Raw genomic sequence first — 26030 nt, forward strand, 5'->3', positions numbered from 1 at the left:
GAGGTGAGTATGACCAAAGTAGCGATTGTTACCGCATCGGATTCCGGGATTGGTAAAACCACGGCCCTGATGCTGGCTGAACGTGGGTTTGATATTGGCGTCACCTGGCACTCTGATGAACAAGGGGCGCGGGATACCTGCCGCGAAGTGGAGGCGCAGGGACGGCGGGCTGAAGCTATCCACCTTGATCTAAGCACCCTGCCACAGGGCGCGCAGGCGATAGAAACGTTAATTGCCCGTTTTGGTCGCCTGGACGTGCTGGTTAACAATGCGGGTGCGATGACCAAAGCGCCCTTCCTGGATATGCCGTTTGACGAGTGGCGAAACATTTTCACCGTCGATGTGGACGGTGCGTTTCTCTGTTCGCAGATTGCCGCACGTAAAATGGTGGAGCAGGGGGAAGGAGGGCGAATCGTCAATATCACCTCGGTGCATGAACATACGCCGCTGCCGGAAGCCAGCGCCTATACCGCCGCAAAACATGCGCTGGGAGGATTAACCAAATCGATGGCGCTGGAACTGGTGCAGCACAACATTCTGGTGAATGCCGTTGCGCCGGGGGCGATTGCCACACCGATGAATGATATGGACGAGAGTGAAGTGAAGGAAGGGTCGATGCCAGCGATCCCGCTAGCAAGACCGGGATATACCAAAGAGATCGCCAGTCTGGTGGCGTGGTTATGCGACAGCGACGCCAGCTACACCACCGGGCAGTCGTTTATCGTCGATGGCGGGTTTATGCTGGCGAATCCGCAATTTAAGCCGGCGGGGTAGCTTCCCCTCACCCCGTGGGAGAGGGCGTTTTAAGTTCCCTCTCCACGTGGGAGAGGGTTAGGGTGAGGGCAACAGACCGCACTCACTCCTCATCCTGCTTCTTCTCTCTGTGCCGCATCCACAGCCTGACTCCAATCACCGCCACAACCACCAGAATCAGCCACGCCCAGTGCTTCAGATGCTGGTCAAGGTTATGCAGCCACGGGCCAATCACTTCTCCACCCACGTAACCGAGCGTGGTAAAGATCAGCGCCCAGGCGCACGCGCCAATCACGTTCAGCGGCAGGAAAATTTTCGGCGGCAGGCGGCTGGCGCCAATCAATATCGGCCCGATAATCCGAAAGCCGTACATAAAGCGGGTGCCAATCACAAACAGGTAAGGGTGGCGCTGGATCAGCCGCTGCGCGCGGTTAATTTTCTTCTTGTGCTTAGCGAAACGCTTAAGCAGCGTCGGCCCAAAACGCAGCCCCAGAAAGTAGAGCAGCTGATCGCCAATCATCCCGCCCAGCGCAACCGCGGCGACAACCAGCGGGAATTTAAGTAAGCCCTGATGCGCGGCGACGCCGCCTAACAGGGTGATGGTTTCACCTTCTGCCACGCTTCCGACAACCAGCGCAGCGTATCCGTATTGTTCAATAACTCCGTTGATATCCATTACGTAAATATCATCTCCCTCAGCGTGCCTCGGTTAATCATATACCCCTTGTGACAACCGCGGGGCAATCAACGGAAATTTCCCACTGTACATAAAATAATCTAAACCCTGCATTATACTTAAGGTATCGATGACGGGCCGACAACAAGGGGGCGCTATGAACCATGTCTGGGGACTTTTTTCCCATCCCGATCGTGAAATGCATGTCATCAAAAGTGAGAACGAAACGGTCTCGCATCATTACACGCACCACGTGCTGCTGATGGCGGCGGTGCCGGTGATATGCGCGTTTATTGGTACAACACAAATCGGCTGGAACTTTGGTGATGGCACCGTAGTACAGCTTTCCTGGTTTACCGGGCTTTATCTTGCCATTCTCTTTTATGGCCTGATGCTGGCAGGGGTGGCGGTTATGGGACGCGTCATTCACTGGATGGCACGTAACTATCCGCAGCGTCCTTCCCTGGCACACTGTATGGTCTTTGCCGGATACGTCGCAACCCCGCTGTTCTTAAGCGGTATTGTTGCGCTCTATCCCCTGGTCTGGCTGTGCGCGCTGATCGGGACCATTGCGCTCTTTTACACCGGCTATCTGCTGTATCTGGGCGTACCTACCTTTCTCAATATCAATAAAGAAGAAGGCCTGAGCTTTTCCAGCTCTACGCTCGCCATCGGCGTGCTGGTACTGGAGGCGTTACTGGCGCTGACGGTGATTCTTTGGGGTTATGGTTACCGTCTCTTCTGAGTTAATTGCATTGCTGGCGTAAATGCCAGCAATGCAGCATCTGTTCACGATTATCCGCTGGCGACAATGCACGGTGACCGCTATGATGCCGAAGCCAGCCTGTGTTTCTCCGTCGACGCAGGCGGTGTACGTCATAACGTGCGTGAATAATTATCAGAAGTCTCACCATGCTGAAATTCCGAGTTTCTTTACTTAGCCTGGCACTGTTGCTGGGGGCGTCCGCTGGCGTGCCAGCTTTCGCCAAAACGCCCGCGGTGACCACCGCTGCTGCTCAACCGCAAATCGCTTCCGGCAGCGCGATGATTGTTGATCTCAACACCAATAAGGAGATCTACGCCAGCCATCCGGATCTGGTGCGCCCGATCGCCTCGATAACCAAATTAATGACCGCGATGGTAGTGCTGGATGCACATCTGCCGCTGGATGAAAAACTGAAAGTGGATATCAGCCACACGCCGGAGATGAAAGGGGTTTACTCCCGCGTGCGCCTGAACAGTGAAATCAGCCGTAAAAATATGCTCTTGCTGGCGCTGATGTCGTCTGAAAACCGCGCCGCGGCGAGCCTCGCCCACCATTATCCGGGCGGCTACGACGCCTTCATTCGAGCGATGAATGCCAAAGCCAAAGCGCTGGGAATGAATAACACCCGTTTTGTTGAGCCGACAGGTCTGTCGATTCACAACGTCTCTACGGCGCGCGATCTGACCAAACTGCTGATTGCCAGCAAACAGTACCCGCTGATTGGGCAGCTCAGTACCACCCGTGAAGAGATGGCGACCTTTGCGAACCCGGCCTATACGCTGCCGTTTCGCAATACGAACCACCTGGTGTACCGCGAGAACTGGAATATTCAGTTAACGAAAACCGGCTTTACTAACGCGGCGGGTCACTGTCTGGTGATGCGTACCGTGTTCAACGGTAAACCGGTGGCGCTGGTGGTGATGGATGCCTTCGGCAAATATACTCACTTCGCCGATGCCAGCCGACTGCGCACCTGGATTGAAACCGGGAAAGTGCAGCCTGTTCCGGCCGCAGCATTGACGTATAAAAAGCAGAAAGCCGAGCAGATGGCGACGGCGCAGAACGATTAGGTAAAAGCAAAACGGTAACTGTGTTACCGTTTTTTATGTTTTCTCCCTCTCCCGGTGGAAGAGGGCGGGGGTGAGGGCACCAGACCGCACTGGTCCTATTCCGGCAGGGTCCAGTCTCCGTCGTTGAGCGGGCGCTGCATAATCACCGTATCCCGCCAGTCGCCTTTTTTGTAGCCCACGCTGCGCAGCTGACCGACCACTTCAAAACCGTGCTTTTTATGCAGCCGCAATGACCCGGCGTTATTATGGCCATCCCCCACAACCGCAATCATCTGACGCCAGGGACCTTGTTCGCAGCGTTCAATCAGCGCGTCCATTAGTGCACTGCCAAAACCGCGTCCGGTGGTGCTGGCATCCACGTATATTGACTCTTCCAGCGTGAAACGATACGCGTGTCGTGGACGGTATGGTGTGGCATAGCAATAGCCCACCACAATGCCGCGATACAGCGCCACCAGCCAGGGCAAACCGTTATCGGTCACGTTTTTCAACCGCTTACGCATTTCATCAACGGTGGGGGGAATTTCCTCAAACGACGCACGTCCGTGAAGTACATGCCATGCATAAATAGCCGAAATGGCATGCACATCGTCGGGAAGGGCATCGCGCACTTCCACTTCGGTTACGGATAAAATATCAACAGCCGACATGATGTGCCTGCTCCTCGTCAAAGAATGCCGGAGAAACGTTTCTCCGGCGAGTGCAGGTACTCTAGTACGATTGAGCTGTGCTTAACAATCTCTTAAATATGGCTGTATGAATTAATCAGATGCTTGCGTAATGGCCTGCTCTGCGTTATCGCTCTCTTTCCAGTATTTATTCCGCGTTGTTTTACCAATGCCGGGATTCATACTGTTTGTAGGGTCATTCTCGCGATAAAACTGCTTTAGTGTCTCAGGGGCTTTGTAAAGATGCCCCACGTTGTGTTCCGCAGGATATTGTGCGCCACGTTCGCGCAGAAGGGCGAGCATCTCCTCTTTCAACGCGTGCGCGTCGACCCCTTTTTTAACGATGTAATCCTGGTGGAAGACGTAGCACATAAAGTGGCCGTAGTAGAGCTTATGCACCAGCTTGCTGTCGATTTCCGGCGGCAGGTGTTCAAACCACTCGGTATCGTTGCGTCGCAGGGCAATATCCAGCGCCAGAATATCCTCTACTTCTTCTGAGTGTACGGCCTGGTAACGGATGGCGGCCCCCGCAGCGGCAAAACGGTGCAGGAACGCTTTGCTCCCCTCTTCAGGTGTACAGGCGAAGAAATCTCCCTCGGCGGTTTTGAAGAATTCGCTCAGCCAGTTTTGTGCTTCGGCGATCCCGTCCCCGGCCATTTTCAGCAGCAGGTGATGTTCATACTTGTCGCGCCAGGTTTTCATTCGCTCCGGCAGGTGGGCCGGGAAAACGTTACCCAGCTTCTGCATAAAGCGGTCGGTGAAGTGGGGTTTAAACAGCGGCACTTTCTCCAGCATCGCATCGGTGCGGCCCTTCATGGTGAAGAAGAACGGCATCTTGTCGGTGCCGAGCTTGTCGATCATCAGGAACGTATCTTTGCCGTAGCGTTCGGCGATGTCGTAAATATCCCGGTGCATATACTCGCCCGCCACCGGCAGATGCGTGAATTCGCCCAGAATATGACGACGGATTTCGGTCAGCACGTCAGGCTGATTGGTGCCGATGTAAAACACCTGCTGTTTTTTCTCGGCCGGGAAGGTGTCGAGACGGACCGCGAAAACGGCCAGTTTGCCCGCGCAGCCGGAGGATTCGAACAGGCGATCCGGGTCGGCGTTGTAACGCGCTGGTGTATCCGCGTTGATATCACGTACGCGGGTGATGTAATCGTGATCGTGGGCATGACGGCCATCGTGCTGTACATCTTCATCTTTCACGCGATCGTCGTCGAGCTTACTCAGGATCTGCTCCGGCGTGACGCCCAGATCGATTCCCAGATGGTTCACCAGCGTCAGCTTGCCGTTTTCATCAATACGGGCATAGAGCGACATTTCGGTATAAGCCGGGCCGCGCTGCACCAGCGAACCGCCGGAATTATTACAAATCCCACCAATGACGGAGGCGCCGATGCAGGATGAACCAATCACTGAATGCGGTTCGCGCCCAAGCGGCTTAAGCGCTTTTTCCAGCGAGTAGAGGGTGGTGCCGGGGAAGGCCAGTACCTGCTCGCCTTTATCGAGCAGGTGAAGTTTGTCGAGGCGCAGGGTGCTGATAATCACGATGTCGCGATCGTAATCGTTGCCGTTCGGCGTCGAGCCTTCGGTCAGGCCGGTGTTAGCCGCCTGCATTAAAATAATCTTGTCCGCGGCGACGCAGGCGCTCAGGACGCGCCACAGCTCCAGCAGCGTGCCGGGAAAAACCACCGCCAGCGCATCGCCCTGTCCGGAACGAAAGCCCTTACGGTAGCGGGCAGTTTTGGCCGGGTCGGTGAGCAGGTGAGAGTGACCAACCAGGCGCGACAGTTCGTTAATAAAAGTCGTGTTATCGGCAGTTCGAACAGAAGACATCTTCCACTCCTTGTGGTGGGGCAAATTTCTCGCTGTAAAGCATAGCGCGATTAGCTGTTTAGAGGGCGCGTATTTGCGAGAAAAATCAGAGAATAACCCTGCAACGTTCTGAGGGTTTGTGGCACACTGCGCTTTTCGCACGCCCTGGCCGAGATCTTCCGGCGGAAATTGATGAGAGAGTAAAACGACATGAAATGGCTATGTTCTGTAGGTGTCGCCGTCAGCCTGGCACTGCAACCTGCGCTGGCAGATGAACTGTTTGGCAATCACCCGCTTACGCCTGAAGCACGGGACGCGTTTGTCACGGAATTGCTCAAGAAAATGACGGTCGATGAGAAGATCGGCCAGCTGCGTCTTATCAGCGTCGGCCCGGATAACCCGAAAGAGGCGATCCGCGAAATGATTAAAGAGAGCCAGGTAGGGGCGATTTTTAACACCGTGACCCGTCAGGATATCCGCAAAATGCAGGATCAGGTGATGGAACTTAGCCGCCTGAAAATTCCGCTGTTCTTCGCCTATGATGTGGTACACGGACAGCGTACCGTTTTCCCTATCAGCCTCGGTCTGGCCTCCTCCTTTAACCTCGACGCGGTGAAAACCGTTGGGCGCGTCTCGGCATATGAAGCCGCAGACGACGGCCTGAACATGACCTGGGCCCCGATGGTTGACGTCTCCCGCGATCCGCGCTGGGGCCGCGCGTCAGAGGGCTTTGGTGAAGATACTTATTTGACCGCCACGATGGGGAAAACCATGGTGGAAGCGATGCAGGGTAAAAGCCCGGCGGATCGCTATTCGGTTATGACCAGCGTCAAGCACTTCGCCGCCTATGGTGCCGTGGAAGGCGGTAAAGAGTACAACACCGTCGACATGAGCCCGCAGCGCCTGTTTAACGATTACATGCCGCCGTACAAAGCAGGCCTGGATGCCGGTAGCGGCGCGGTGATGGTCGCCCTGAACTCGCTCAACGGCACGCCTGCCACCTCTGACTCCTGGCTGCTGAAAGACGTGCTGCGCGACCAGTGGGGCTTCAAGGGCATCACCGTCTCTGACCATGGCGCCATTAAAGAGCTCATCAAACACGGTACGGCCTCCGACCCGGAAGATGCGGTGCGCGTGGCGCTCAAATCCGGCATCAACATGAGCATGAGCGACGAATATTACAGCAAATACCTGCCGGGGCTGGTGAAGAGCGGCAAGGTGACGATGGCGGAGCTGGACGATGCCACGCGTCACGTGCTGAACGTGAAATATGACATGGGGCTGTTTAACGATCCATACAGCCACCTGGGTCCGAAAGAGTCAGACCCGGCGGACACCAATGCCGAAAGCCGTCTGCACCGTAAAGAGGCCCGAGAAGTGGCCCGTGAAAGCCTGGTGCTGCTGAAAAACCGCCTCGACACGCTGCCGCTGAAAAAATCCGGCACCATTGCGGTGGTCGGCCCGCTGGCCGACAGCAAGCGCGACGTGATGGGTAGCTGGTCTGCTGCGGGCGTGGCCGATCAGTCCGTGACCGTGCTCACCGGCATTAAAAATGCGGTCGGTGAAAACGCTAAGGTGGTGTACGCCAAAGGGGCGAACGTCACTGATGATAAAGATATCGTGACCTTCCTCAATCAGTATGAAGAGGCGGTGAAGGTGGATCCGCGCTCGCCGAAAGAGATGATTGACGAAGCGGTAAACGCCGCGAAACAGTCTGACGTGGTGGTTGCCGTGGTGGGTGAAGCACAGGGGATGGCACACGAAGCCTCCAGCCGAACGGACATCACGATCCCGCAAAGCCAGCGCGATCTGATCGCCGCCCTGAAAGCCACCGGCAAGCCGCTGGTACTGGTGTTGATGAACGGTCGTCCACTGGCGCTGGTGAAAGAAGATCAGCAGGCTGATGCTATTCTGGAAACCTGGTTCGCCGGTACGGAAGGGGGTAACGCCATCGCCGACGTGCTGTTTGGTGATTACAACCCGTCGGGCAAACTGCCGATGTCCTTCCCGCGCTCTGTCGGGCAGATCCCGGTGTACTACAGCCACCTGAATACCGGCCGTCCGTATAACGCCGATAAGCCAAACAAGTACACCTCCCGTTACTTCGATGAAGCGAACGGTCCGCTGTATCCGTTTGGTTACGGTTTGAGCTACACCACCTTTAAGGTCTCTGACGTGAAAATGTCGGCCCCGAGCCTGAAGCGTGACGGTAAAGTGACTGCCAGCGTTGACGTGACGAACACCGGTAAACGTGAAGGTGCGACGGTGATCCAGATGTATGTTCAGGATGTGACCGCCTCCATGAGCCGTCCGGTGAAACAGCTGCGCGGCTTTGAGAAGGTCAACCTGAAACCTGGTGAAACCAAAACCATCAGCTTCCCGATTGACGTGGATGCACTGAAGTTCTGGAACCAGCAGATGAAATACGATGCGGAACCGGGCAAGTTCAATGTCTACATTGGGGTGGATTCCGCCCGCGTGAATAAAGGCGAGTTCGAGCTGCTGTAACCTTTCCCTCCTTTGCATCCCCCGTCCACCGGGGGATGCGTCTTACCTTATGCTAAAAAGGCATTTTGCCGGGTAAATCCGCCGTTTTAAGCTACGCTTTTCTCTCAAGCCTCTGAAAAAGGCAGCAAAAAAATGAGGATAGTGGAATGACGATTAAAACGGGGATGGTAGTTTCTGCGGCGTTATTCGCGGCGCTAAGCCTGCCGCTACAGGCGGCAGAACCGGTAAAAGTGGGCTCAAAGATCGACACTGAAGGCGCGCTGCTCGGGAATATTATTTTGCAGGTGCTGGAAAGCCACGGCGTGAAAACCGTGAATAAAGTTCAGCTGGGTACCACGCCCGTGGTACGCGGGGCCATCACCTCCGGCGAGCTGGATATCTACCCGGAATACACCGGCAACGGGGCATTTTTCTTCAAAGATGAAAACGATCCGGCATGGAAAAACGCCAAAGCCGGGTATGAAAAAGTCAAAAAACTCGATGCAGAACAGAACAAGCTGGTCTGGCTGACCCCGGCTCCGGCCAACAACACCTGGACCATCGCGGTGCGTAAAGACGTGGCGGAGAAAGGCAAACTGACGTCACTTGCGGATCTCAGCCGCTATCTGAAAGAGAAGGGCGACTTCAAGCTTGCGGCCTCGGCGGAGTTTATCGAGCGTCCGGACGCGCTGCCTGCTTTCGAAAAAGCCTACGACTTCAAGCTTGACCAGGCACAGCTGCTCTCGCTCGCGGGCGGTGACACCGCGGTGACCATCAAGGCGGCGGCGCAGCAGACCTCTGGCGTCAATGCGGCGATGGCCTACGGTACGGACGGCCCGGTCGCGGCGCTTGGTCTGCAGACCTTAACCGATCCAAAAGGCGTTCAGCCTATTTATGCCCCCACGCCGGTGGTGCGTGAGGCGGTGCTGAAAGCCTACCCGGATATCGCCGACTGGCTCAAACCGGTCTTTGAAAAACTGGATGCAAAAACACTGCAACAGCTCAATGCGAGCATTGCCGTAGAGGGACTGGATGCCAAAAAAGTGGCCGCCGATTTCCTGAAACAACAAGGGCTTGTGAAGTAACAGGACAGGGCTGTGCCAATAAAATGTTATAACCGCGTACTGCTGCTATTGGCCTGTGTGGCCATTGCGGCGGTCGCGCTACCGTTTGTCAATGTGGCGCCAAACCGCCTGATGTCGGGGGAAGGGCGCGCGCTCTGGCAGGTCTGGCCGTTTACGCCGCTGCTGCTGCTTGTGGCGCTGGGTGCACTGGTTGTGCTCTCGCTCAGCCGTGGGCGGGTTGCACAGTGGCTGACGCTACTCCTCAGTGAAGGCCTCTTCATCACCTTGTTCTGGAGTGCCGGGCTTGCCGCCACGCACATGACCTCGGCGGAAAGTCCACTGGCGCGAACCACCGTGGGCAGTGGGCTGTGGCTGTGGCTGGCGCTGTGTCTGCTGGCCTGCAGCGATGCGATCCGCCGCCTGATCCCGTCATCTGCCTGGCGCTGGGTGCTCAATGCCCAGATCTGGTGTATTCCGTTGCTGCTGCTGTTCAGCGGTGAGCTGAATAATCTCTCGCTGTTAAAAGAGTACGCCAACCGTCAGGAGGTGTTTGATGATGCGCTGGCGCAACACCTGACGATCCTCTTCGGCACGCTGTTCCCGGCGTTACTGCTGGGGGTACCGCTGGGCATGTGGTGTTATCGTCATCCCTCCCGCCAGGGCGGGGTTTTTGCCGTGCTCAACGTGATCCAGACTATCCCTTCCGTGGCCCTGTTTGGCCTGCTGATTGCGCCGCTGGCGGGGCTGGTGAAGTCATTTCCGGCGTTAGCCTCGGTCGGTATCGCCGGAACCGGATTAACCCCCGCACTTATTGCCCTGGTGCTGTACGCGCTGCTGCCGCTGGTCCGCGGCGTGGTGGCGGGCTTAAGCCAGGTCGCGCCGGATGTACTGGAGAGCGCCCACGCGATGGGGATGAGCCGGCGACAGTGCTTCTGGCAGATCCAGCTGCCGCTCGCCTTGCCCCTGCTGCTGCGCAGCCTGCGGGTGGTGGCAGTCCAGACCGTCGGGATGGCGGTTATCGCCGCGCTGATTGGCGCAGGCGGTTTTGGCGCGCTGGTGTTCCAGGGGCTGCTGAGCAGCGCGCTGGATTTGGTGTTACTGGGCGTGGTGCCCACGATTGCACTGGCGGTCGTCATCGATGCGCTGTTTGCCTTATGGCTCGCGTTGCTCGGGAGAAGAGCCAATGATTGAATTTCACGATGTCAGTAAAACATTTGCCGGTCGTCCGGCAGCAAGTCACCTGAACCTGAATTTTGCCGAGGGGGCGTTTTCGGTACTGATTGGCACCTCGGGGTCGGGGAAGTCCACCACGCTGAAGATGATCAACCGCCTGGTGGAGCACGACAGCGGTGTAATACGTTTTGCCGGGGAAGAGATCCGCAGTCTGCCGGTGCTGGAGCTGCGTCGTCGCATGGGTTACGCCATCCAGTCCATTGGCCTGTTTCCCCACTGGACGGTCGCGCAGAATATTGCCACCGTGCTGCAGCTGGAAAAATGGTCGCGGGCAAAGAGTGACGAGAGGGTGGACGAGCTTATGTCGCTGCTGGGGTTAGAGCCTGGGCTGCGTGGCCGCTATCCGCATCAGCTTTCAGGTGGACAACAGCAGCGTGTGGGAGTGGCGCGCGCGCTGGCGGCGAACCCGCAGGTATTGCTGATGGATGAGCCCTTTGGCGCGCTCGATCCCGTTACGCGCGGGGCACTGCAGACCGAGATGACCCGCATTCACCGCATCCTTGGCCGGACGATCGTCCTCGTGACCCACGATATTGATGAGGCGCTGCGGCTGGCCGATCATCTGGTGTTGATGGACCACGGGGAAGTGATCCAGCAGGGTACGCCGCTTGAACTGCTGACCCATCCGCAGAACGATTTTGTGCGCGAGTTTTTTGGGCGCAGCGAACTGGGCGTCAGACTGCTCTCCCTGCGAACCGTCAGCGATTATATGCGTCGACAGGATGTGGCGATGGGCGGTGAACCGTTACAGGAACAGATGAGCCTGCGGGACGCGCTCTCCGCGTTTGTGGCGCGCCAGTGCGAGGTACTGCCGGTTACGGATGCCGCTGGTGCACCGTGTGGCACCCTGCATTTTCGCGATCTGCTGGCCGGGGAGGTGACGCGTGAAGGTCATGCGTGATCCGCTCCTCTGGCTGACGGGGCTTTTTATTGCCCTGCTGTTTTTGATGCCGCACAGTGGGGCGCTGTTCAGCTCGCTTTTTCCCGGCCTGCCGCGCCCCGTCTATCAGCAGGAGAGCTTTATCAATCTTGCCCTGGCGCACCTGTGGCTGGTGGCGCTCTCCAGCGCGATTGCCGTGGTGCTGGGCGTGGGGGCGGGGATTGTGGTCACCCGGCCCTGGGGGAGAGAGTTTCGCCCGCTGGTAGAGACGATTGCGGCTATCGGACAGACATTTCCGCCGGTGGCGGTACTGGCGATTGCGGTGCCGGTGATCGGGTTTGGTCAGCAACCGGCTATCATTGCGCTGATCCTTTACGGCGTGTTGCCTGTTCTTCAGGGAACGCTGGCGGGCATTGCGTCGGTACCGGCATCGGTACTGAGCGTGGCCGAAGGGATGGGCATGAGCAGCGGTCAGCGGCTGTGCAAGGTTGAGCTGCCGCTTGCGGCACCGGTGATTATCGCGGGGATCCGTACGTCGGTGATTATTAACATCGGCACGGCGACCATCGCGTCTACGGTGGGGGCCAATACGCTGGGAACGCCGATCATCATCGGCTTAAGCGGGTTCAATACGGCCTATATCGTTCAGGGTGCGGTACTGGTCGCGCTGGCGGCCATCGTTATCGATCGCCTGTTTGAACGACTGGCCCGGCTTCTCAGCCGACACCGCCACGAACAATAAATGAGTACCCGGCCAGCATCACGCCGCCGATGCCGCTTACGGCCATCAGTACAAAAAGGGTAATTACGGCCAGTTTGGTTGCCTTCATCATCTGCTCCTGTTGTTAACGGAACAATTATACGGTGAAGCGCAGCTGTTAATGAACCATTAAATGCCGTTACGTTTCATCGGGGCCCAGGGCGTAAACCGGATAACCGTGCTCCCGCCATTCCGTCAGCCGCTGTTGCTGCGAGGCGGTGGGCACTTCCCCGCACCAGACCAGCAGAGTCTGGCCGTCGAAGAATTCGGGCCGTAGCTGAGCCAGCGAATGCGCCAGCACCTCCACGCGCCAGCCCTGCTGGGTGGCGATCCAGGCTTCGAGCCACAGCCGCGTGGTATCGTGCACGTTCCAGCCAACAACCAGCGCGTCTTTTCCGCCCTTGTTTCGCGCCGAGGCCAGACAGACGGCGATATAATTGATCAGCACCCCGTCGAGCATACTCAGCAGCGCCTGCAGGGTAGAGTGCTGGCATTGCAGCCGTCGACGAAGCGGGATGAAAAGATGGTTGATTAAGGTTTGCGCCGGATAATCGCGGCCTTGCTCTTTTATCCACGCGCGCAGACGTTGAACGTTGCCCGCCTGCAGGAGCCGGAGCAGGGTTTCCTGCTGTTCGCGCCAGCGGTGTTGCGTATCGGGATCGTCATGGCAGAGCAGCGACTTTACCTTGCTCACCTGCACACCGTTATCTATCCAGCTTTTGATCTCGCGGATCCGATCGATGTCGGCATCATTGAAAAGGCGGTGACCACCGTCCGTGCGCTGCGGTTTGAGTAAACCATACCGTCGCTGCCAAGCCCGTAGCGTGACGGGATTGATATCACAAAGGAGTGCCACTTCACCGATCGTGTAAAGCGCCATATTCGCCCCCTGGCTAACGCGTCCCCAGCTTAACTGTAGACCCAGTTTGTCGAACCAGGAAGAATTGCCTTTTTTTTGTACAAATAATGCGAAGCAGCCGTTATGTTCGGCAAAAGATGTGATGACGGACACGATTTACCGCTTTTTTGGACTGCTTCAAAGAAACTTCGGCGCCTTCAGTGTATGTTACGCGTTTTCAGAAGGTGCGGTTCCTGAGTATGTACGAGTTTAATCTGGTGCTGCTGTTGCTTCAGCAGATGTGCGTGTTTCTTGTCATCGCCTGGTTGATGAGTAAGACGCGTCTGTTTATCCCGCTGATGCAAGTCACCGTCCGCCTGCCGCACAAGCTCCTCTGTTATGTGACCTTCTCCATTTTCTGCATCATGGGGACCTATTTTGGCCTCCATATCGAAGACTCGATTGCCAATACGCGCGCCATCGGCGCGGTGATGGGCGGGCTGCTGGGCGGCCCGGTTGTGGGTGGCCTTGTCGGTTTAACCGGTGGGCTGCACCGCTATTCCATGGGCGGGATGACGGCGCTGAGCTGCATGATCTCGACCATCGTGGAAGGGCTGCTTGGTGGCCTGGTGCACAGCTACATGATCAAACGAGGCCGCCCGGATAAAGTCTTCAGCCCGCTTACCGCTGGCGCGATCACCTTTGTGGCCGAAATGGCGCAAATGGCGATCATTCTGCTTATCGCCCGACCTTTTGAGGACGCACTGCATCTGGTGAACAGTATTGCCGCCCCGATGATGGTCACCAACACCGTGGGCGCGGCGCTGTTTATGCGCATTCTGCTCGACAAGCGCGCCATGTTTGAGAAATACACCTCGGCGTTCTCTGCCACGGCACTGAAAGTCGCCGCTTCAACCGAGGGGATCCTGCGTCAGGGCTTTAACGAAGAAAACAGCATGAAGGTGGCGCAGGTGCTCTATCAGGAGCTGGATATCGGTGCCGTTGCGATTACCGATCGTGAAAAGCTGCTGGCCTTTACCGGTACCGGCGACGATCACCACCTTCCTGGCAGACCGATTTCGTCCGCGTATACGCTTCGTGCGATAGAGACCGGTGAGGTAGTCTATGCCGACGGTAACGAAGTGCCTTACCGCTGTTCGCTGCATCCGCAGTGTAAGCTCGGCTCTACGCTGGTCATTCCGCTGCGGGGGGAAAACCAGCGGGTGATGGGAACCATTAAGCTCTACGAAGCGAAGAACCGCTTGTTCAGCTCGATCAACCGGACGTTGGGGGAGGGGATTGCGCAGCTGCTTTCCGCGCAGATCCTGGCGGGGCAATATGAGCGGCAAAAAGCCCTGTTAACGCAGTCGGAGATTAAGCTCCTGCACGCTCAGGTGAACCCGCATTTCCTGTTTAATGCCCTCAACACCCTGAAAGCGGTGATCCGCCGCGACAGCGACCAGGCCGCGCAGCTGGTGCAGTTTCTGTCGACGTTTTTCCGCAAGAACCTGAAACGGCCGTCTGAGATTGTGACCCTGGCCGATGAGATTGAACATGTTAACGCCTATCTGCAGATTGAGCAGGCGCGCTTCCAGTCTCGTCTGCAGGTATCGTTATCCGTGCCGGATGAGCTGGCGTATCAGCATCTCCCGGCCTTTACGCTGCAGCCTATTGTGGAAAATGCCATTAAACACGGGACATCGCAGCTTCTGGGCACCGGGGAGATCACTATTTCTGCCAGCCGTTTTAATCATCATCTGGTGCTGAATATTGAAGACAATGCCGGGCTTTACGTCCCGTCCGCTTCAGGCGGGCTGGGGATGAGCCTGGTGGATAAACGCCTGCGCGCTCACTTTGGGGATGGATGTGGCATCACCGTGGCCTGTGAGCCGGACCGATTTACCCGTATTACGTTACGATTGCCGCTGGAGGAGACCGCATGTTAAGAGTGCTGATAGTCGATGATGAACCGTTGGCACGGGAAAACCTGCGCGTGCTGTTGCAGGAGCAGAGTGACATTGAGATTGTGGGAGAGTGCGCCAATGCCATTGAAGCCATTGGTGCTGTGCATAAACTGCGTCCGGATGTGCTGTTCCTCGACATCCAGATGCCCCGTATCAGCGGGCTGGAGATGGTCGGCATGCTTGACCCGGAGCATCGCCCGTATATCGTGTTTCTGACGGCGTTTGACGAATATGCCGTGAAGGCCTTTGAAGAACACGCGTTCGATTACCTGCTGAAGCCGATTGAAGAGAAGCGGCTCGAAAAGACCCTGACGCGTTTACGCCAGGAGCGTACGGTACAGGACGTCACGCTGCTGCCGGAAAACCAGCAGCCGCTGAAGTTTATCCCGTGTACCGGGCATAGCCGGATTTACCTGCTGCAAATGGATGATGTGGCATTTGTCAGCAGTCGCCTGAGCGGGGTGTTTGTCACCAGCGCCGAGGGCAATGAAGGCTTCACCGAGCTGACGCTGCGCACGCTGGAAAGCCGCACGCCGCTTGTCCGCTGCCATCGGCAGTATCTGGTTAACATGGCGCACCTGAAAGAGATCCGTCTGGAAGATAACGGTCAGGCAGAGCTGGTACTGCGGGCCGGTCAAACGGTACCCGTCAGTCGTCGCTACCTGAAAAGTTTGAAAGAGGCGATTGGGCTGTAAAACTGGTACACTGCGCGCCATTGCATCATCGACAGTTAAAGGCACTCATGCTTAGTAATGATATTCTTCGTAGCCTGCGCTACACCCTGAAAGCAAACAACAACGACATGGTGCGCATTCTTGCGCTGTCTGCCATGGAATCCACCTCTGCTGGTTTTGACACCTGGATGACCAAAGAGGACGAAGAGGGGTTTGTTCGCTGCCCTGACATTATCCTGTCAGGCTTCCTGAACGGCCTGATCTACGATAAGCGTGGCAAAGATGATTCTGCACCTGAACTGGCGCTGGAGCGTCGGGTGGACAACAACACGGTGCTGAAAAAGCTGCGTATCGCGTTCTCGCTGAAAACGGATGATATTGTGGCGCTCATGACGGAGCAAAAATACCGTGTATCCGTGCCAGAAGTGACCGCCATGATGCGTGCGCCGGGCCACAAAAATTACCGCGAGTGCGGCGACCAGTTTCTGCGTAACTTCCTGCGCGGGCTAACCCACCGGGTGCATAATACGAAGGCGTGATTGCGGAATGGGTGCGGCCTGATGCCCTCATCCCGGCCCTCTCCCTGTGGGAGAGGGAGAACAAAAAAAGCCGGAGATAATCTCCGGCTTTTTTTGTTATTTCACCTGCTGACCCGGCTTCGCGCCTTCGTCAGGGCTTAACAGGAAGATATCTTTCCCGCCAGGGCCTGCGGCCATCACCATCCCCTCAGAGATGCCGAAGCGCATTTTACGCGGTGCCAGGTTTGCGACCATGACGGTCTGACGGCCAATCAGTACCTGCGGATCAGGATAGGCAGAACGGATGCCGGAGAAGACGTTACGCTTCTCACCGCCCAGATCCAGCGTCAGGCGCAGCAGCTTGTCAGAGCCTTCCACGAATTCCGCGTTTTCAATCAGCGCCACGCGCAGGTCAACTTTAGCGAAATCGTCAAAGGTGATGGTCTCCTGAATCGGATCGTCTGCCAGCGGGCCGGTCACCGGTGCGGCAGCTGCTTTCACCTCTTCTTTCGAGGCTTCCACCAGGGCTTCAACCTGTTTCATTTCGATGCGATTGTAGAGCGCCTTGAAGGTATTCACCTTGTGGCCGAGCAGCGGTTGCTGGATTGCATCCCAGCTTAGTTCGGTGTTCAGGAATGCTTCTGCACGCGCTGCCAGCTGCGGCAGTACAGGCTTCAGCCAGGTCATCAGCACGCGGAACATGTTCAGACCCATGGTGCAGATCGCCTGCAGGTCAGCGTCGCGGCCTTCCTGTTTCGCGACAACCCACGGGGCCTGCTCGTCCACATAGCGGTTGGCAACATCGGCCAGCGCCATGATTTCACGAATTGCTTTACCGAATTCACGGCTTTCCCAGGCTTCGCCAATCGCAGCGGCGGCATCGGTGAAGGTTTTATACAGCTCAGGATCGGCCAGCTCGGCAGAAAGCACGCCGTCAAAACGCTTGGCGATAAAGCCCGCGTTTCGGGACGCCAGGTTCACCACCTTGTTCACGATGTCCGCGTTCACGCGCTGCACGAAATCTTCCAGGTTCAGGTCGATATCGTCGATGCGGGAAGAGAGCTTCGCCGCGTAATAATAACGCAGGCTGTCCGCATCAAAGTGGTTCAGCCAGGTGCTGGCTTTGATAAACGTCCCACGCGATTTGGACATCTTCGCGCCGTTCACCGTCACGTAGCCGTGAACAAACAGGTTGGTTGGCTTGCGGAAGTTGCTGCCTTCCAGCATTGCCGGCCAGAACAGGCTGTGGAAGTAAACGATGTCTTTGCCGATGAAGTGATACAGCTCGGCGGTGGAATCTTTCTTCCAGTATTCCTCGAAGCTGACGGTGTCGCCACGCTTGTCGCACAGGTTCTTGAAGGAGCCCATGTAGCCGATTGGCGCGTCCAGCCAGACGTAGAAATATTTGCCCGGTGCATTTGGAATTTCGAAACCAAAGTAGGGCGCATCGCGGGAAATATCCCACTGCTGCAGGCCGGATTCGAACCACTCCTGCATTTTGTTCGCTACCTGCTCCTGCAACGCGCCGCTGCGGGTCCACGCCTGCAGCATTTCGCTAAAGGATGGCAGGTCGAAGAAGAAGTGCTCGGAGTCACGCATCACAGGCGTGGCGCCGGAGACCACCGATTTCGGGTCGATCAGCTCTGTCGGGCTATAGGTAGCGCCGCACACTTCGCAGTTATCGCCGTACTGATCCGGTGATTTACATTTCGGGCAGGTGCCTTTGACGAAACGGTCCGGCAGGAACATGCCTTTTTCCGGATCGTACAGCTGAGAGATAGTGCGGTTTTTAATAAAACCGTTCTCTTTCAGACGGGTGTAGATAAGCGTTGACAGCTCTCGGTTCTCCTCGCTGTGCGTGGAGTGGTAGTTGTCATAGCTGATGTCAAAGCCAGCAAAATCGGTCTGATGCTCCTGACTCATTTCGGCAATCATCTGCTCCGGGGAAACTCCCAGCTGCTGGGCTTTCAGCATGATCGGCGTGCCGTGGGCATCGTCCGCGCAGATGAAGTTAACCTCGTGGCCGCGCATTCGCTGGTAACGGACCCAGACATCAGCCTGGATATGCTCCAGCATGTGGCCGAGGTGGATTGAGCCGTTGGCGTACGGCAGTGCGCACGTTACCAGAATTTTTTTCGCGACTTGAGTCATAGTAGGCATTACTTCTTTTAACTGTGAAAAGGGTTTTTGATATTACCAAAAGGGGCATTATTAAGTAAGCACAAACCACGGCCTTTCAGGTAAACTTGTTCATCTAAGGTCTTATTCACAAGAACAAAGGAGTCGGGATGAGTTCGCAATCCCAGGCCAAATCACCGGAAGCCTTACGAGCAATGGTCGCCGGGACGCTGGCTAACTTTCAGCATCCAACCCTGAAGCACAATCTCACTACGCTGAAAGCGTTGCACCATGTCGCATGGCTGGACGATACGCTGCACATCGAGCTGCAGATGCCGTTCGTCTGGACCAGCGCCTTCGACGCGCTGAAAGAGCAAACCAGCTCGGAGCTGCTGCGCATTACCGGTGCAAAAGCGATTGACTGGAAGCTGAGCCACAGTATCGCCACCCTCAAGCGGGTGAAAAACCAGCCCGGCGTTAACGGTGTGAAAAACATCATCGCCGTCAGCTCCGGCAAGGGCGGGGTGGGGAAATCGTCTACCGCCGTCAACCTGGCGCTCGCGCTGGCGGCCGAAGGGGCGAAGGTTGGTATTCTGGATGCGGATATCTACGGGCCGTCAATTCCCAACATGCTGGGCGCAGAAAACCAGCGTCCAACCTCGCCAGATGGAACCCACATGGCGCCAATCATGGCGCACGGTCTGGCAACGAATTCCATCGGTTATCTGGTGACTGATGACAATGCGATGGTCTGGCGTGGTCCAATGGCCAGCAAAGCGCTGATGCAGATGCTGCAGGAGACCCTGTGGCCGGATCTGGATTATCTGGTGCTGGATATGCCGCCGGGTACTGGTGATATCCAGCTGACGCTGGCGCAGAACATCCCCGTCACCGGGGCAGTTGTCGTCACTACGCCGCAGGATATCGCGCTGATCGACGCCAAAAAAGGCATCGTGATGTTTGAGAAAGTCGAGGTGCCTGTGCTCGGTATCGTCGAGAACATGAGCATGCACATCTGCAGCAACTGTGGTCATCACGAGCCTATCTTCGGCACCGGCGGTGCAGAAAAACTGGCGGCGCAGTACCACACCCAGCTGCTGGGACAGATGCCGCTGCACATCACGCTGCGTGAAGATCTGGATAGCGGGAAACCGACGGTCATCAACCGCCCGGACAGTGAGTTTGCGGAGTTGTACCGTCAGCTGGCGGGGCGCGTTGCGGCGCAGCTTTACTGGCAGGGTGAAGTCATTCCTGGCGAAATCGCCTTCCGCGCGGTGTAATTCTTCTGCGCTTGAGTGCCGGGTGGCGCTTCGCTTACCCGGCCTACAAATGGCACCATCATGTAGGTCGGGTAAGGCGAAGCCGCCACCCGACATTAACGCAATCGGTAATGCATCAGATAGTACTCTCCCTCCGGAGAATCCCCCGTTGCCTCGATGTGCCAGCCATGACGCTGATAAAACGCGATAGCCCGTTCGTTTCTCACCAGACACTTTAACGCCCCCGTACTGGTAAACGTTTTTTGTACCTGTTCCAGCAGCAAACGGCCAACACCCAGGCTCTGATACTGCGGATCAACGAACAGATTGTGCAGAAAGTTATCATTCGTCCAGACTGACGCAAAGCCCACACGATGGCCGTTCTGTACGGCAACCCAAATCACTTCGTCTCGGGTTGCCTCGTCAAAATCTTCGAGTTGCCATTCTGCACCGTTCAGCCACGGCCACGCCTCGCGGCGGGCATGCAGGTAAAGGGTGCGCAGGAAAGGACGATCGCTCTCCTGCCACGGCCGAATATGGACGGTATCAGCGATGATAGAAGATATCTCCGTTATAGGCTTTATAGATCTTACCGTCGGCATCGCCGATCAGGACATAGTTCTCGCCCATATAGGTCCAGTGCGTACCCGCATCCGGCGCCGGGAGGTTACGCAGTTGATACTGTTTGATGGTGTATTCAGGGGTTTGATACAGCGCCGGAGCCGTGTCGCCAATTTTGAACTTCGTGAAATCAGCAATGAACTCTTGTTCTTCATAAGCTTTGATGCCGCCAGATGCTGACGCCGTTTGCGGGGCTGCCGAAGCCGCGCTCGCAAGAGACATTACTACACCCAGAAGCAGCCATGTACGCTTAGCCATTTTTTCTCCAGTTATACCGTTACTGATACGCTCAGCCTGCTGTGTTGACGATATGGCAGACAGCCTATTTTAAGTATCCCAGCAGAGCCTGTTAGAAAAAAAATGTAACAAAAGTGGACGGTTTTGTGTAGATCAAACGGTTAATACTATTTTGTTTATGAATATTATTTCCTAGGACTAATTCAGAGCAGAAATGTTTTTTTTAATTAATTCTGAAAATATAAGTTTACTCTAAATTTGTGACCTGAAATGCATGCATTTCATTTGAAGACGATTTAAACTTCTAAAAGCGGAGCGGTTTAATTCTCAATTCTACGTGGTTCCGGTCCTTCAGTTCATTCTACACATCATTCAGTGATGTGTGATTTTACGTAATTGCTTGAAAAACAGCATGTTGAAAAAGTAGGCGATTCTTCCGGAATGGCCTGTTATGCGTTTTTTGCGCTCATGAATGAAATATTAATTCTAATGAAAAACACAACCACACTATCTGTAATATTCTTAGCGATAAGTCAGTTGACGGGCTGCGTATTTTCTCCCGGGCAAACATTAAGCTCAGCGGGAAAAAACGTCATTACGTCGGGTGATGAAAATAATAATTTAGATAAGCGCGTGGATCTCTATCCTGTTACCCCTTCATTGATTGAGAAATTGCGCTCTGCCGTCACCAAATCTCAGTCTAATCCTAAGCTCGATGAGCAGGTCAGAAACTGGGAGTACCGCATTGGATCCGGTGATATTTTGACCGTAACCGTCTGGGATCACCCTGAACTGACAACACCGGCCGGACAGTATCGCAGTGCCAGCGACACCGGCAACTGGGTCAACGCCGACGGTACGCTCTTTTATCCCTATGTCGGCAAACTCCCGGTGGCGGGAAAAACGGTCTCTGAAGTCAGGGAAGAGATCGCCAAACGGCTGGATAGTGTGATCGAAAGCCCGCAGGTTGACGTCAGCGTGGCTGCCTTCCGCTCGCAAAAGGCCTATGTCACTGGCGAAGTCGTCAAATCTGGTCAGCAGGCAATCACCAATATTCCCCTGACGGTCATGGATGCCGTCAACGCGGCAGGCGGGCTTTCTGCCGATGCGGACTGGCGCAATGTGGTTCTCACTCACGAGGGGAAAGATTCGCGCCTCTCTCTGTATGCGCTGATGCAGCACGGCGACCTGACGCAAAATAAGCTGCTCTATCCGGGCGATATCCTTTTTGTGCCTCGTAATGACGCCCTGAAAGTCTTCGTGATGGGGGAGGTGATCAAGCAGAGCACGCTCAAGATGGACAGGAGCGGGATGACCCTTGCTGAAGCGCTGAGCAATGCGGGCGGCCTGAATCAGGATATGGCCGATGCGACGGGCATTTTTGTCATTCGATCCATTGCCAAAGGCAACGATGCGGGAAAAATTGCCAACATTTATCAGCTTAACGCGCAGGATGCCTCCGCGATGGTGTTGGGCACTGAATTCCAGCTTGAGCCATACGACATTGTCTACGTCACAACGGCACCGCTGTCACGCTGGAATCGCGTCATTACGCAGCTCGTGCCGACCATCAGTGGCGTTCATGACCTGACCGAAACGGTCCGTTACATCAGATCGTGGCCGCAATAATGTTTGATTCCATCTTAGTGGTCTGCACCGGCAATATTTGTCGCTCGCCGATTGGCGAGCGGCTGTTGCGTCAGTTGCTACCGGGAAAACGGATAACCTCGGCAGGTATCTATGGGCTGGAGGGCAGCCCGGCGGATGTCAGCGCTCAGGACGTGGCCAGGCGACATGGGATCTCTCTTGAGGGTCATCGCGCGCGCAAACTGACCCCGCAGATCATGCGGGAATCGGATCTGATTCTGGTGATGGAACCTGCCCATCTTCGCTTTATCTCTGACATGGCCCCGGAAATTCGCGGCAAATCGCTGCTTTTTGGGCAATGGCTGGGGCCGCAGGACATCCCCGATCCCTATTGTAAAAGTCGTGAAGCGTTCGATTATGTTTTCGGTCTGCTGGGCAAAGCCAGTCAGGAATGGGCTCATCGTTTGAGTCAACAAGGAATGAAGCGTTAATGTCGTCTTACACAACAGACAGTTACGGTGCGGCAGCACCGGAGAATCATGAAATCGATCTCATTAGCCTGCTCGGCGAGGTGATCGATCACCGTGCAGTCATTTTATCGATAACTTTCCTGTTCACCCTGCTGGCGGGGCTGTATGCCTTTCTGGCCACGCCCGTTTATCGCGCAGATGCCTTAATCCAGGTAGAAGGAAAGCAGGATAACAGCCTGCTCAAAAATTTAAGGCAGTTTGGGAGTGAGATGTCTCCCGATGTCGAACCTGAAATTCTTCTGCTTAAATCGCGCATGATCCTGGGCGCAACCGTCGATGAATTAGGCCTAACGCAGCACGTGACGCAGCGTACGTTCCCGGTAGTGGGACGTCTGTGGGCACGGTTGCAGGGCCGTAAACCGGCGACGGTTGCCCTTGGCTGGCTGCAACTTCCCCCTGTCGAAGGCAAACCTCGCACCCTTGTGCTCACTGTGCTGGAAAAAGGGGCATACCAGCTGGAGGGGGATAACTTTTATGCCGAGGGCAGGGAAGGGAAACCGCTGGAAAAAGCCGGCGTTTCACTGTTGGTGGTGAAAATGAATGCGCCAACGGGCACGCAATTCACGGTGCAAAACAGCACCCGTCTGGAAGCTATCAATACGCTCAGCACCCAATTTAGCGTCGTTGAATCGGCAAAGCAGAGTGGGGTGCTGACGCTCACGCTGACCGGCAACGATCCTGAGCGCATTGCGCATGTGCTTGACCGGATTGCCAACAACTATCTGCAGCAAAACATTGCGCGCCAGGAAGCACAGGATGCCCGCAGTCTTGCATTTTTGCAGAAGCAATTGCCTAAAATCAGAAGCGAACTGGATCTGGCTGAAGAGCGGCTGAATCAGTATCGCAAACAGCGTGACTCGGTGGATCTCTCCCTGGAAGCGAAATCGGTTCTCGAGCAGATTGTGAATATCGAAAACCAGCTCAACGAGCTGACGTTTCGTGAGGCGGAGATTTCTCAGCTGTTCAAGAAAGATCACCCGAACTACCGCGCCTTGCGTGAAAAGCGTCAGACGCTTGAGCAGGAGAAGGTCCGCCTTAATCAGCGTGTCGCCGCCATGCCATCAACTCAGCAGGACATTTTGCGCCTTAGCCGGGATGTGGAGTCAGGCCGCACCATCTACTTGCAGCTCCTCACCCGTCAGCAGGAGCTGAACATTTCGCGCTCCAGCGCCATTGGTAACGTGCGAATTATCGACAGTGCGGTGACGCAACCCGATCCCATCAAACCGCGAAAGCTGGTGATCATCGTCTTAGGCATCCTGTTGGGGCTGATATGCTCAATGGGGCTGGTCCTGGTCCGCTTGGCGCTCAGACGCGGCATCAACACCTCCGAGCAACTGGAAGGGCTTGGCGTACAGGTGATGGCCACCTTGCCCCGTTCCCTGTGGCTGTGGAAAAAAACCAATCTGCGTAAAAAACGCGTATTTGGCTCACGCTGGAGACACAAGATTGTCGATGTCCCTTTCCTGCCGGTTGATCGGCCTGCGGATGTTTTTGTCGAGGCCGTGCGGGGGCTTCGCACCAGCCTGCATTTCACCTTGCAGGATGCCGCTAACCGGATCGTGATGATTTCTGGCCCAACGCAGGACTGCGGTAAAACCCTTGTCAGCACCTCGCTGGCCGCGATTGAGGCGCAGGCCGGGCTCAGGGTGTTATTCATTGATGCGGATATGCGCGAAGGCTATGTACACAACATCTTCGATCTGAAAAACCATACCGGGCTTTCCGACGTGCTTGACGGAAAATGTCATTTCCAGGCGGCGATTCAGCGCTATGAGAAAGGCAACATTGATGTACTGACCTGCGGGCCGGTTCCGTTACGCCCCTCTGAACTGCTGATGAGCGAACGCTTCAGGGCGTTAATGACCTGGGCAGATGAGCATTATGATCTTGTGATCCTCGATACCCCGCCGGTGCTGGCCGTAACCGACGCCTCAGTGGCTGCTCCGGTGGCCGCCACCTCGCTGCTGGTGGCCCGCTATGGTAAAACCAGCCTTAAAGAGATGGAGAACAGCATTAAGCGTTTGCAGCAAACGGGGGCGCATATCAACGGCACCGTGCTGAACGATGTGGTGAAATCAGCAGCGCTGTATTACCGTGCAGGCTATGGCCATTACGAGTATGGCCAACGCCCGGCACGGCAACCGCGCAAGGATTAGTGCTTCACCAGCGTGGCAAAGTAATACACCAGCGGAATGGCGAGGATCCAAAGACCAACAGGGATTTCTCGCCATTTTCCTGCAATCGCTTTGATGACGATGTAAAACAGCAGCCCTCCCGCAATCCCTGTCCCGAAGCTGTTGGCAATCAGCGTAATCATTACCATCATCAGCACCGGCAGCCCGTCGGTGAAATTTGCCAGATCCACCTTACGCAGGCCGCTGAACATATTCAGGCCGATCAGGATCAGGGCAGGGGCGGTGGCTTCTTTGGGGATCATGAGCGCAACGGGCGTAAACAGCAGCATCAGCAGGAACATGACCGCAGCGGCCAGCGCCGTCATGCCGGTTTTCCCCCCCGCTTCTGCGGCCGCGGAGGATTCGATCAGCGCCGTGGCAGCAGGAATACCCACCCACGGGCCAATCGCGGCGGCTATCGAGTCCACCATAAACGGGCGATTGATGTTTGCCATATTGCCCTCTTCATCCAGCAGCCCGGCTTCACCTCCCACCGCCAGCGTGGTGCCCATGGTGGAGAAAAACTCCGATGCGAAAAAGACAAACAGGAACGGCAGGAAGGCAATATTCAGCGCGCCCAGCATGTCGATATGGCCCAGCACCGGCGTCAGTGAATGAGGCATGTCAATAAAGCTGGCTGGAAGGTGGGTAACCCCCATCGGAATGCCTACGAGGGTGGCAAACAAAATGGCCCACAAAATGGCGCCCGGAATGCGACGCGCCTGCAGGGCAATGGCGAGGAACAAACCGCTGAGCGCCACCAGCGCGCCTGGGGAGAGAAAATCACCCAGCATCAGCGCGTTCGTTTTTGCGTTAGCCAGCACCAGCCCGGCATTGCGAAAGCCCAGTACGGCGACAAAAAGACCGATAGAGGCCGTCAGTCCCAGTTTGATGGACTGCGGTACGGAGCGGGTCACAACCTCTCGCAGGCCAAAACGGGTGAGCAGGAAGAACAAAATTCCCGACCAGCAGGCAATGCCCAGACCAATTTGCCAGCCGATGCCTTCACTGCCCGCCAGCGTTACCCCAACCAGCACCGAGCCACCAATGCCGGGCCCGACAATAAACGGCAGGTTGGCGTAAAACGCCATCAGCAGCGTACCGGCCACAAACACCAAAATGGTGCCGGTGGTCGCCGCGCCTTTATCCATCCCGCCCACGGCCAACAGCCCCGGGATGACCACCAGCAAATAGGCGGCGGCGAGAAAACCGGTGAGACCGGCCAGGCACTCTGTGCGCACGGTACTGCCGCGCGTATGCAGTGCAAAACGACGTTCAAGCCAGTTCCCTGGTGCTGGCGAATTAACGGTATTGTCGGCCATTATCCGG

General features: G+C 56.1%; 24 protein-coding genes. 15 read left to right on the forward strand and 9 right to left on the reverse strand.

All coding sequences use genetic code 11. From position 1 onward, the window contains the following. The first annotated feature begins 9 nt into the window (after positions 1–9). The gene (locus AC2FAK_RS09970; RefSeq protein ID WP_023619768.1) at positions 10–774 is read left to right on the forward strand and encodes an SDR family oxidoreductase; all 765 of its coding nucleotides are present in this window, start codon (positions 10–12) and stop codon (positions 772–774) included. An 82-nt stretch (positions 775–856) separates the two neighbouring features. On the opposite strand, the gene AC2FAK_RS09975 is transcribed toward AC2FAK_RS09970, so the two are convergent. Then, positions 857–1429, reverse strand: coding sequence for a DedA family protein (locus AC2FAK_RS09975; RefSeq protein WP_013097943.1), 573 nt, complete (start codon positions 1427–1429; stop codon positions 857–859). A 157-nt stretch (positions 1430–1586) separates the two neighbouring features. Between AC2FAK_RS09975 and AC2FAK_RS09980 the strand changes: the two genes are divergently transcribed. Together AC2FAK_RS09980 and pbpG are read left to right on the forward strand one after the other, a co-directional pair. Next, positions 1587–2174 (forward strand): Yip1 family protein, encoded by a 588-nt coding sequence (locus AC2FAK_RS09980; RefSeq protein ID WP_013097942.1) that lies wholly within the window; start codon positions 1587–1589, stop codon positions 2172–2174. Between the two features lie 167 nt (positions 2175–2341). Further along, positions 2342–3265, forward strand: a complete 924-nt coding sequence (gene pbpG, locus AC2FAK_RS09985) for a D-alanyl-D-alanine endopeptidase (RefSeq protein ID WP_095455011.1) — start codon at positions 2342–2344, stop codon at positions 3263–3265. A gap of 95 nt (positions 3266–3360) precedes the next feature. Here pbpG and AC2FAK_RS09990 read toward each other — a convergent pair whose 3' ends face one another. After that, entirely contained in the window at positions 3361–3915 is a 555-nt protein-coding gene (locus AC2FAK_RS09990; protein ID WP_020690140.1) for a GNAT family N-acetyltransferase, read from the reverse strand. Between the two features lie 111 nt (positions 3916–4026). Continuing rightward, positions 4027–5775: a D-lactate dehydrogenase gene (dld, locus tag AC2FAK_RS09995; protein WP_013097938.1), complete on the reverse strand. Its 1749-nt coding sequence runs from the start codon at positions 5773–5775 to the stop codon at positions 4027–4029. A 189-nt stretch (positions 5776–5964) separates the two neighbouring features. Between dld and bglX the strand changes: the two genes are divergently transcribed. The 5 genes from bglX (at position 5965) to AC2FAK_RS10020 (ending at position 12160) form a co-directional block, all read left to right on the forward strand. Continuing rightward, positions 5965–8262: a beta-glucosidase BglX gene (gene bglX, locus AC2FAK_RS10000; RefSeq protein WP_020690142.1), complete on the forward strand. Its 2298-nt coding sequence runs from the start codon at positions 5965–5967 to the stop codon at positions 8260–8262. A 146-nt stretch (positions 8263–8408) separates the two neighbouring features. After that, positions 8409–9326, forward strand: a complete 918-nt coding sequence (osmF, locus tag AC2FAK_RS10005) for a glycine betaine ABC transporter substrate-binding protein OsmF (protein WP_013097936.1) — start codon at positions 8409–8411, stop codon at positions 9324–9326. A 12-nt stretch (positions 9327–9338) separates the two neighbouring features. Further along, complete coding sequence (locus AC2FAK_RS10010) at positions 9339–10496, forward strand: ABC transporter permease (protein ID WP_095455010.1); 1158 nt, start codon at positions 9339–9341, stop codon at positions 10494–10496. Then, positions 10489–11439, forward strand: coding sequence for an ABC transporter ATP-binding protein (locus AC2FAK_RS10015; protein WP_020690144.1), 951 nt, complete (start codon positions 10489–10491; stop codon positions 11437–11439). The genes AC2FAK_RS10010 and AC2FAK_RS10015 overlap by 8 nt, the downstream gene beginning before the upstream one ends. Then, positions 11423–12160 (forward strand): ABC transporter permease, encoded by a 738-nt coding sequence (locus tag AC2FAK_RS10020; RefSeq protein ID WP_047023850.1) that lies wholly within the window; start codon positions 11423–11425, stop codon positions 12158–12160. The genes AC2FAK_RS10015 and AC2FAK_RS10020 overlap by 17 nt, the downstream gene beginning before the upstream one ends. On the opposite strand, the gene AC2FAK_RS10025 is transcribed toward AC2FAK_RS10020, so the two are convergent. Further along, positions 12135–12248, reverse strand: a complete 114-nt coding sequence (locus AC2FAK_RS10025; protein WP_010433613.1) for a protein YohO — start codon at positions 12246–12248, stop codon at positions 12135–12137. The genes AC2FAK_RS10020 and AC2FAK_RS10025 overlap by 26 nt on opposite strands. A gap of 69 nt (positions 12249–12317) precedes the next feature. Beyond that, positions 12318–13058, reverse strand: a complete 741-nt coding sequence (gene mlrA / locus AC2FAK_RS10030; RefSeq protein ID WP_029881769.1) for an HTH-type transcriptional regulator MlrA — start codon at positions 13056–13058, stop codon at positions 12318–12320. A 218-nt stretch (positions 13059–13276) separates the two neighbouring features. Here mlrA and AC2FAK_RS10035 point away from each other — a divergent pair, with 218 nt between their 5' ends. Genes AC2FAK_RS10035 through AC2FAK_RS10045 form a run of 3 tightly spaced genes read left to right on the forward strand, consistent with a single transcriptional unit; the run spans position 13277 to position 16193 of the window. Continuing rightward, complete coding sequence (locus AC2FAK_RS10035; RefSeq protein ID WP_013097931.1) at positions 13277–14962, forward strand: sensor histidine kinase; 1686 nt, start codon at positions 13277–13279, stop codon at positions 14960–14962. Continuing rightward, entirely contained in the window at positions 14956–15675 is a 720-nt protein-coding gene (gene btsR, locus AC2FAK_RS10040; RefSeq protein WP_014832665.1) for a two-component system response regulator BtsR, read from the forward strand. The genes AC2FAK_RS10035 and btsR overlap by 7 nt, the downstream gene beginning before the upstream one ends. Positions 15676–15722: 47 nt before the next feature. After that, entirely contained in the window at positions 15723–16193 is a 471-nt protein-coding gene (locus tag AC2FAK_RS10045) for a YehS family protein (protein ID WP_095455009.1), read from the forward strand. 96 nt (positions 16194–16289) lie between these two features. Here AC2FAK_RS10045 and metG read toward each other — a convergent pair whose 3' ends face one another. Next, on the reverse strand, positions 16290–18323 hold the full coding sequence (gene metG / locus AC2FAK_RS10050) for a methionine--tRNA ligase (protein ID WP_048971021.1): 2034 nt from the start codon (positions 18321–18323) through the stop codon (positions 16290–16292). A 137-nt stretch (positions 18324–18460) separates the two neighbouring features. Here metG and apbC point away from each other — a divergent pair, with 137 nt between their 5' ends. Then, the gene (gene apbC / locus AC2FAK_RS10055; protein WP_013097927.1) at positions 18461–19570 is read left to right on the forward strand and encodes an iron-sulfur cluster carrier protein ApbC; all 1110 of its coding nucleotides are present in this window, start codon (positions 18461–18463) and stop codon (positions 19568–19570) included. 95 nt (positions 19571–19665) lie between these two features. Here apbC and AC2FAK_RS10060 read toward each other — a convergent pair whose 3' ends face one another. Together AC2FAK_RS10060 and AC2FAK_RS10065 are read right to left on the reverse strand one after the other, a co-directional pair. Then, positions 19666–20151 carry a GNAT family N-acetyltransferase gene (locus AC2FAK_RS10060; RefSeq protein ID WP_028028119.1) on the reverse strand — a complete coding sequence of 162 codons (486 nt, stop codon included), beginning with the start codon at positions 20149–20151 and terminating at the stop codon, positions 19666–19668. Beyond that, a complete protein-coding gene (locus tag AC2FAK_RS10065; RefSeq protein WP_013097925.1) occupies positions 20096–20428 on the reverse strand; it encodes an RcnB family protein in 333 nt (110 codons plus the stop codon). The genes AC2FAK_RS10060 and AC2FAK_RS10065 overlap by 56 nt, the downstream gene beginning before the upstream one ends. 468 nt (positions 20429–20896) lie before the next feature. On the opposite strand from AC2FAK_RS10065, the gene AC2FAK_RS10070 reads away from it, so the two are divergent. From AC2FAK_RS10070 to etk, 3 genes are read left to right on the forward strand one after another with little or no spacing between them, the layout of a single operon-like run. Next, positions 20897–22036, forward strand: coding sequence for a polysaccharide export protein (locus tag AC2FAK_RS10070; protein WP_095455061.1), 1140 nt, complete (start codon positions 20897–20899; stop codon positions 22034–22036). Continuing rightward, complete coding sequence (locus AC2FAK_RS10075) at positions 22036–22485, forward strand: arsenate reductase/protein-tyrosine-phosphatase family protein (protein ID WP_013097923.1); 450 nt, start codon at positions 22036–22038, stop codon at positions 22483–22485. The genes AC2FAK_RS10070 and AC2FAK_RS10075 overlap by 1 nt, the downstream gene beginning before the upstream one ends. After that, complete coding sequence (gene etk / locus AC2FAK_RS10080) at positions 22485–24683, forward strand: tyrosine-protein kinase (protein WP_095455008.1); 2199 nt, start codon at positions 22485–22487, stop codon at positions 24681–24683. The genes AC2FAK_RS10075 and etk overlap by 1 nt, the downstream gene beginning before the upstream one ends. Here etk and AC2FAK_RS10085 read toward each other — a convergent pair. Beyond that, positions 24680–26023 carry an NCS2 family permease gene (locus tag AC2FAK_RS10085; protein WP_020690155.1) on the reverse strand — a complete coding sequence of 448 codons (1344 nt, stop codon included), beginning with the start codon at positions 26021–26023 and terminating at the stop codon, positions 24680–24682. The two genes, etk and AC2FAK_RS10085, sit on opposite strands and share 4 nt — an antisense overlap. Between the last annotated feature and the right edge of the window lie 7 nt (positions 26024–26030).

Source organism: Enterobacter cloacae complex sp. 394F7, assembly GCF_057320385.1.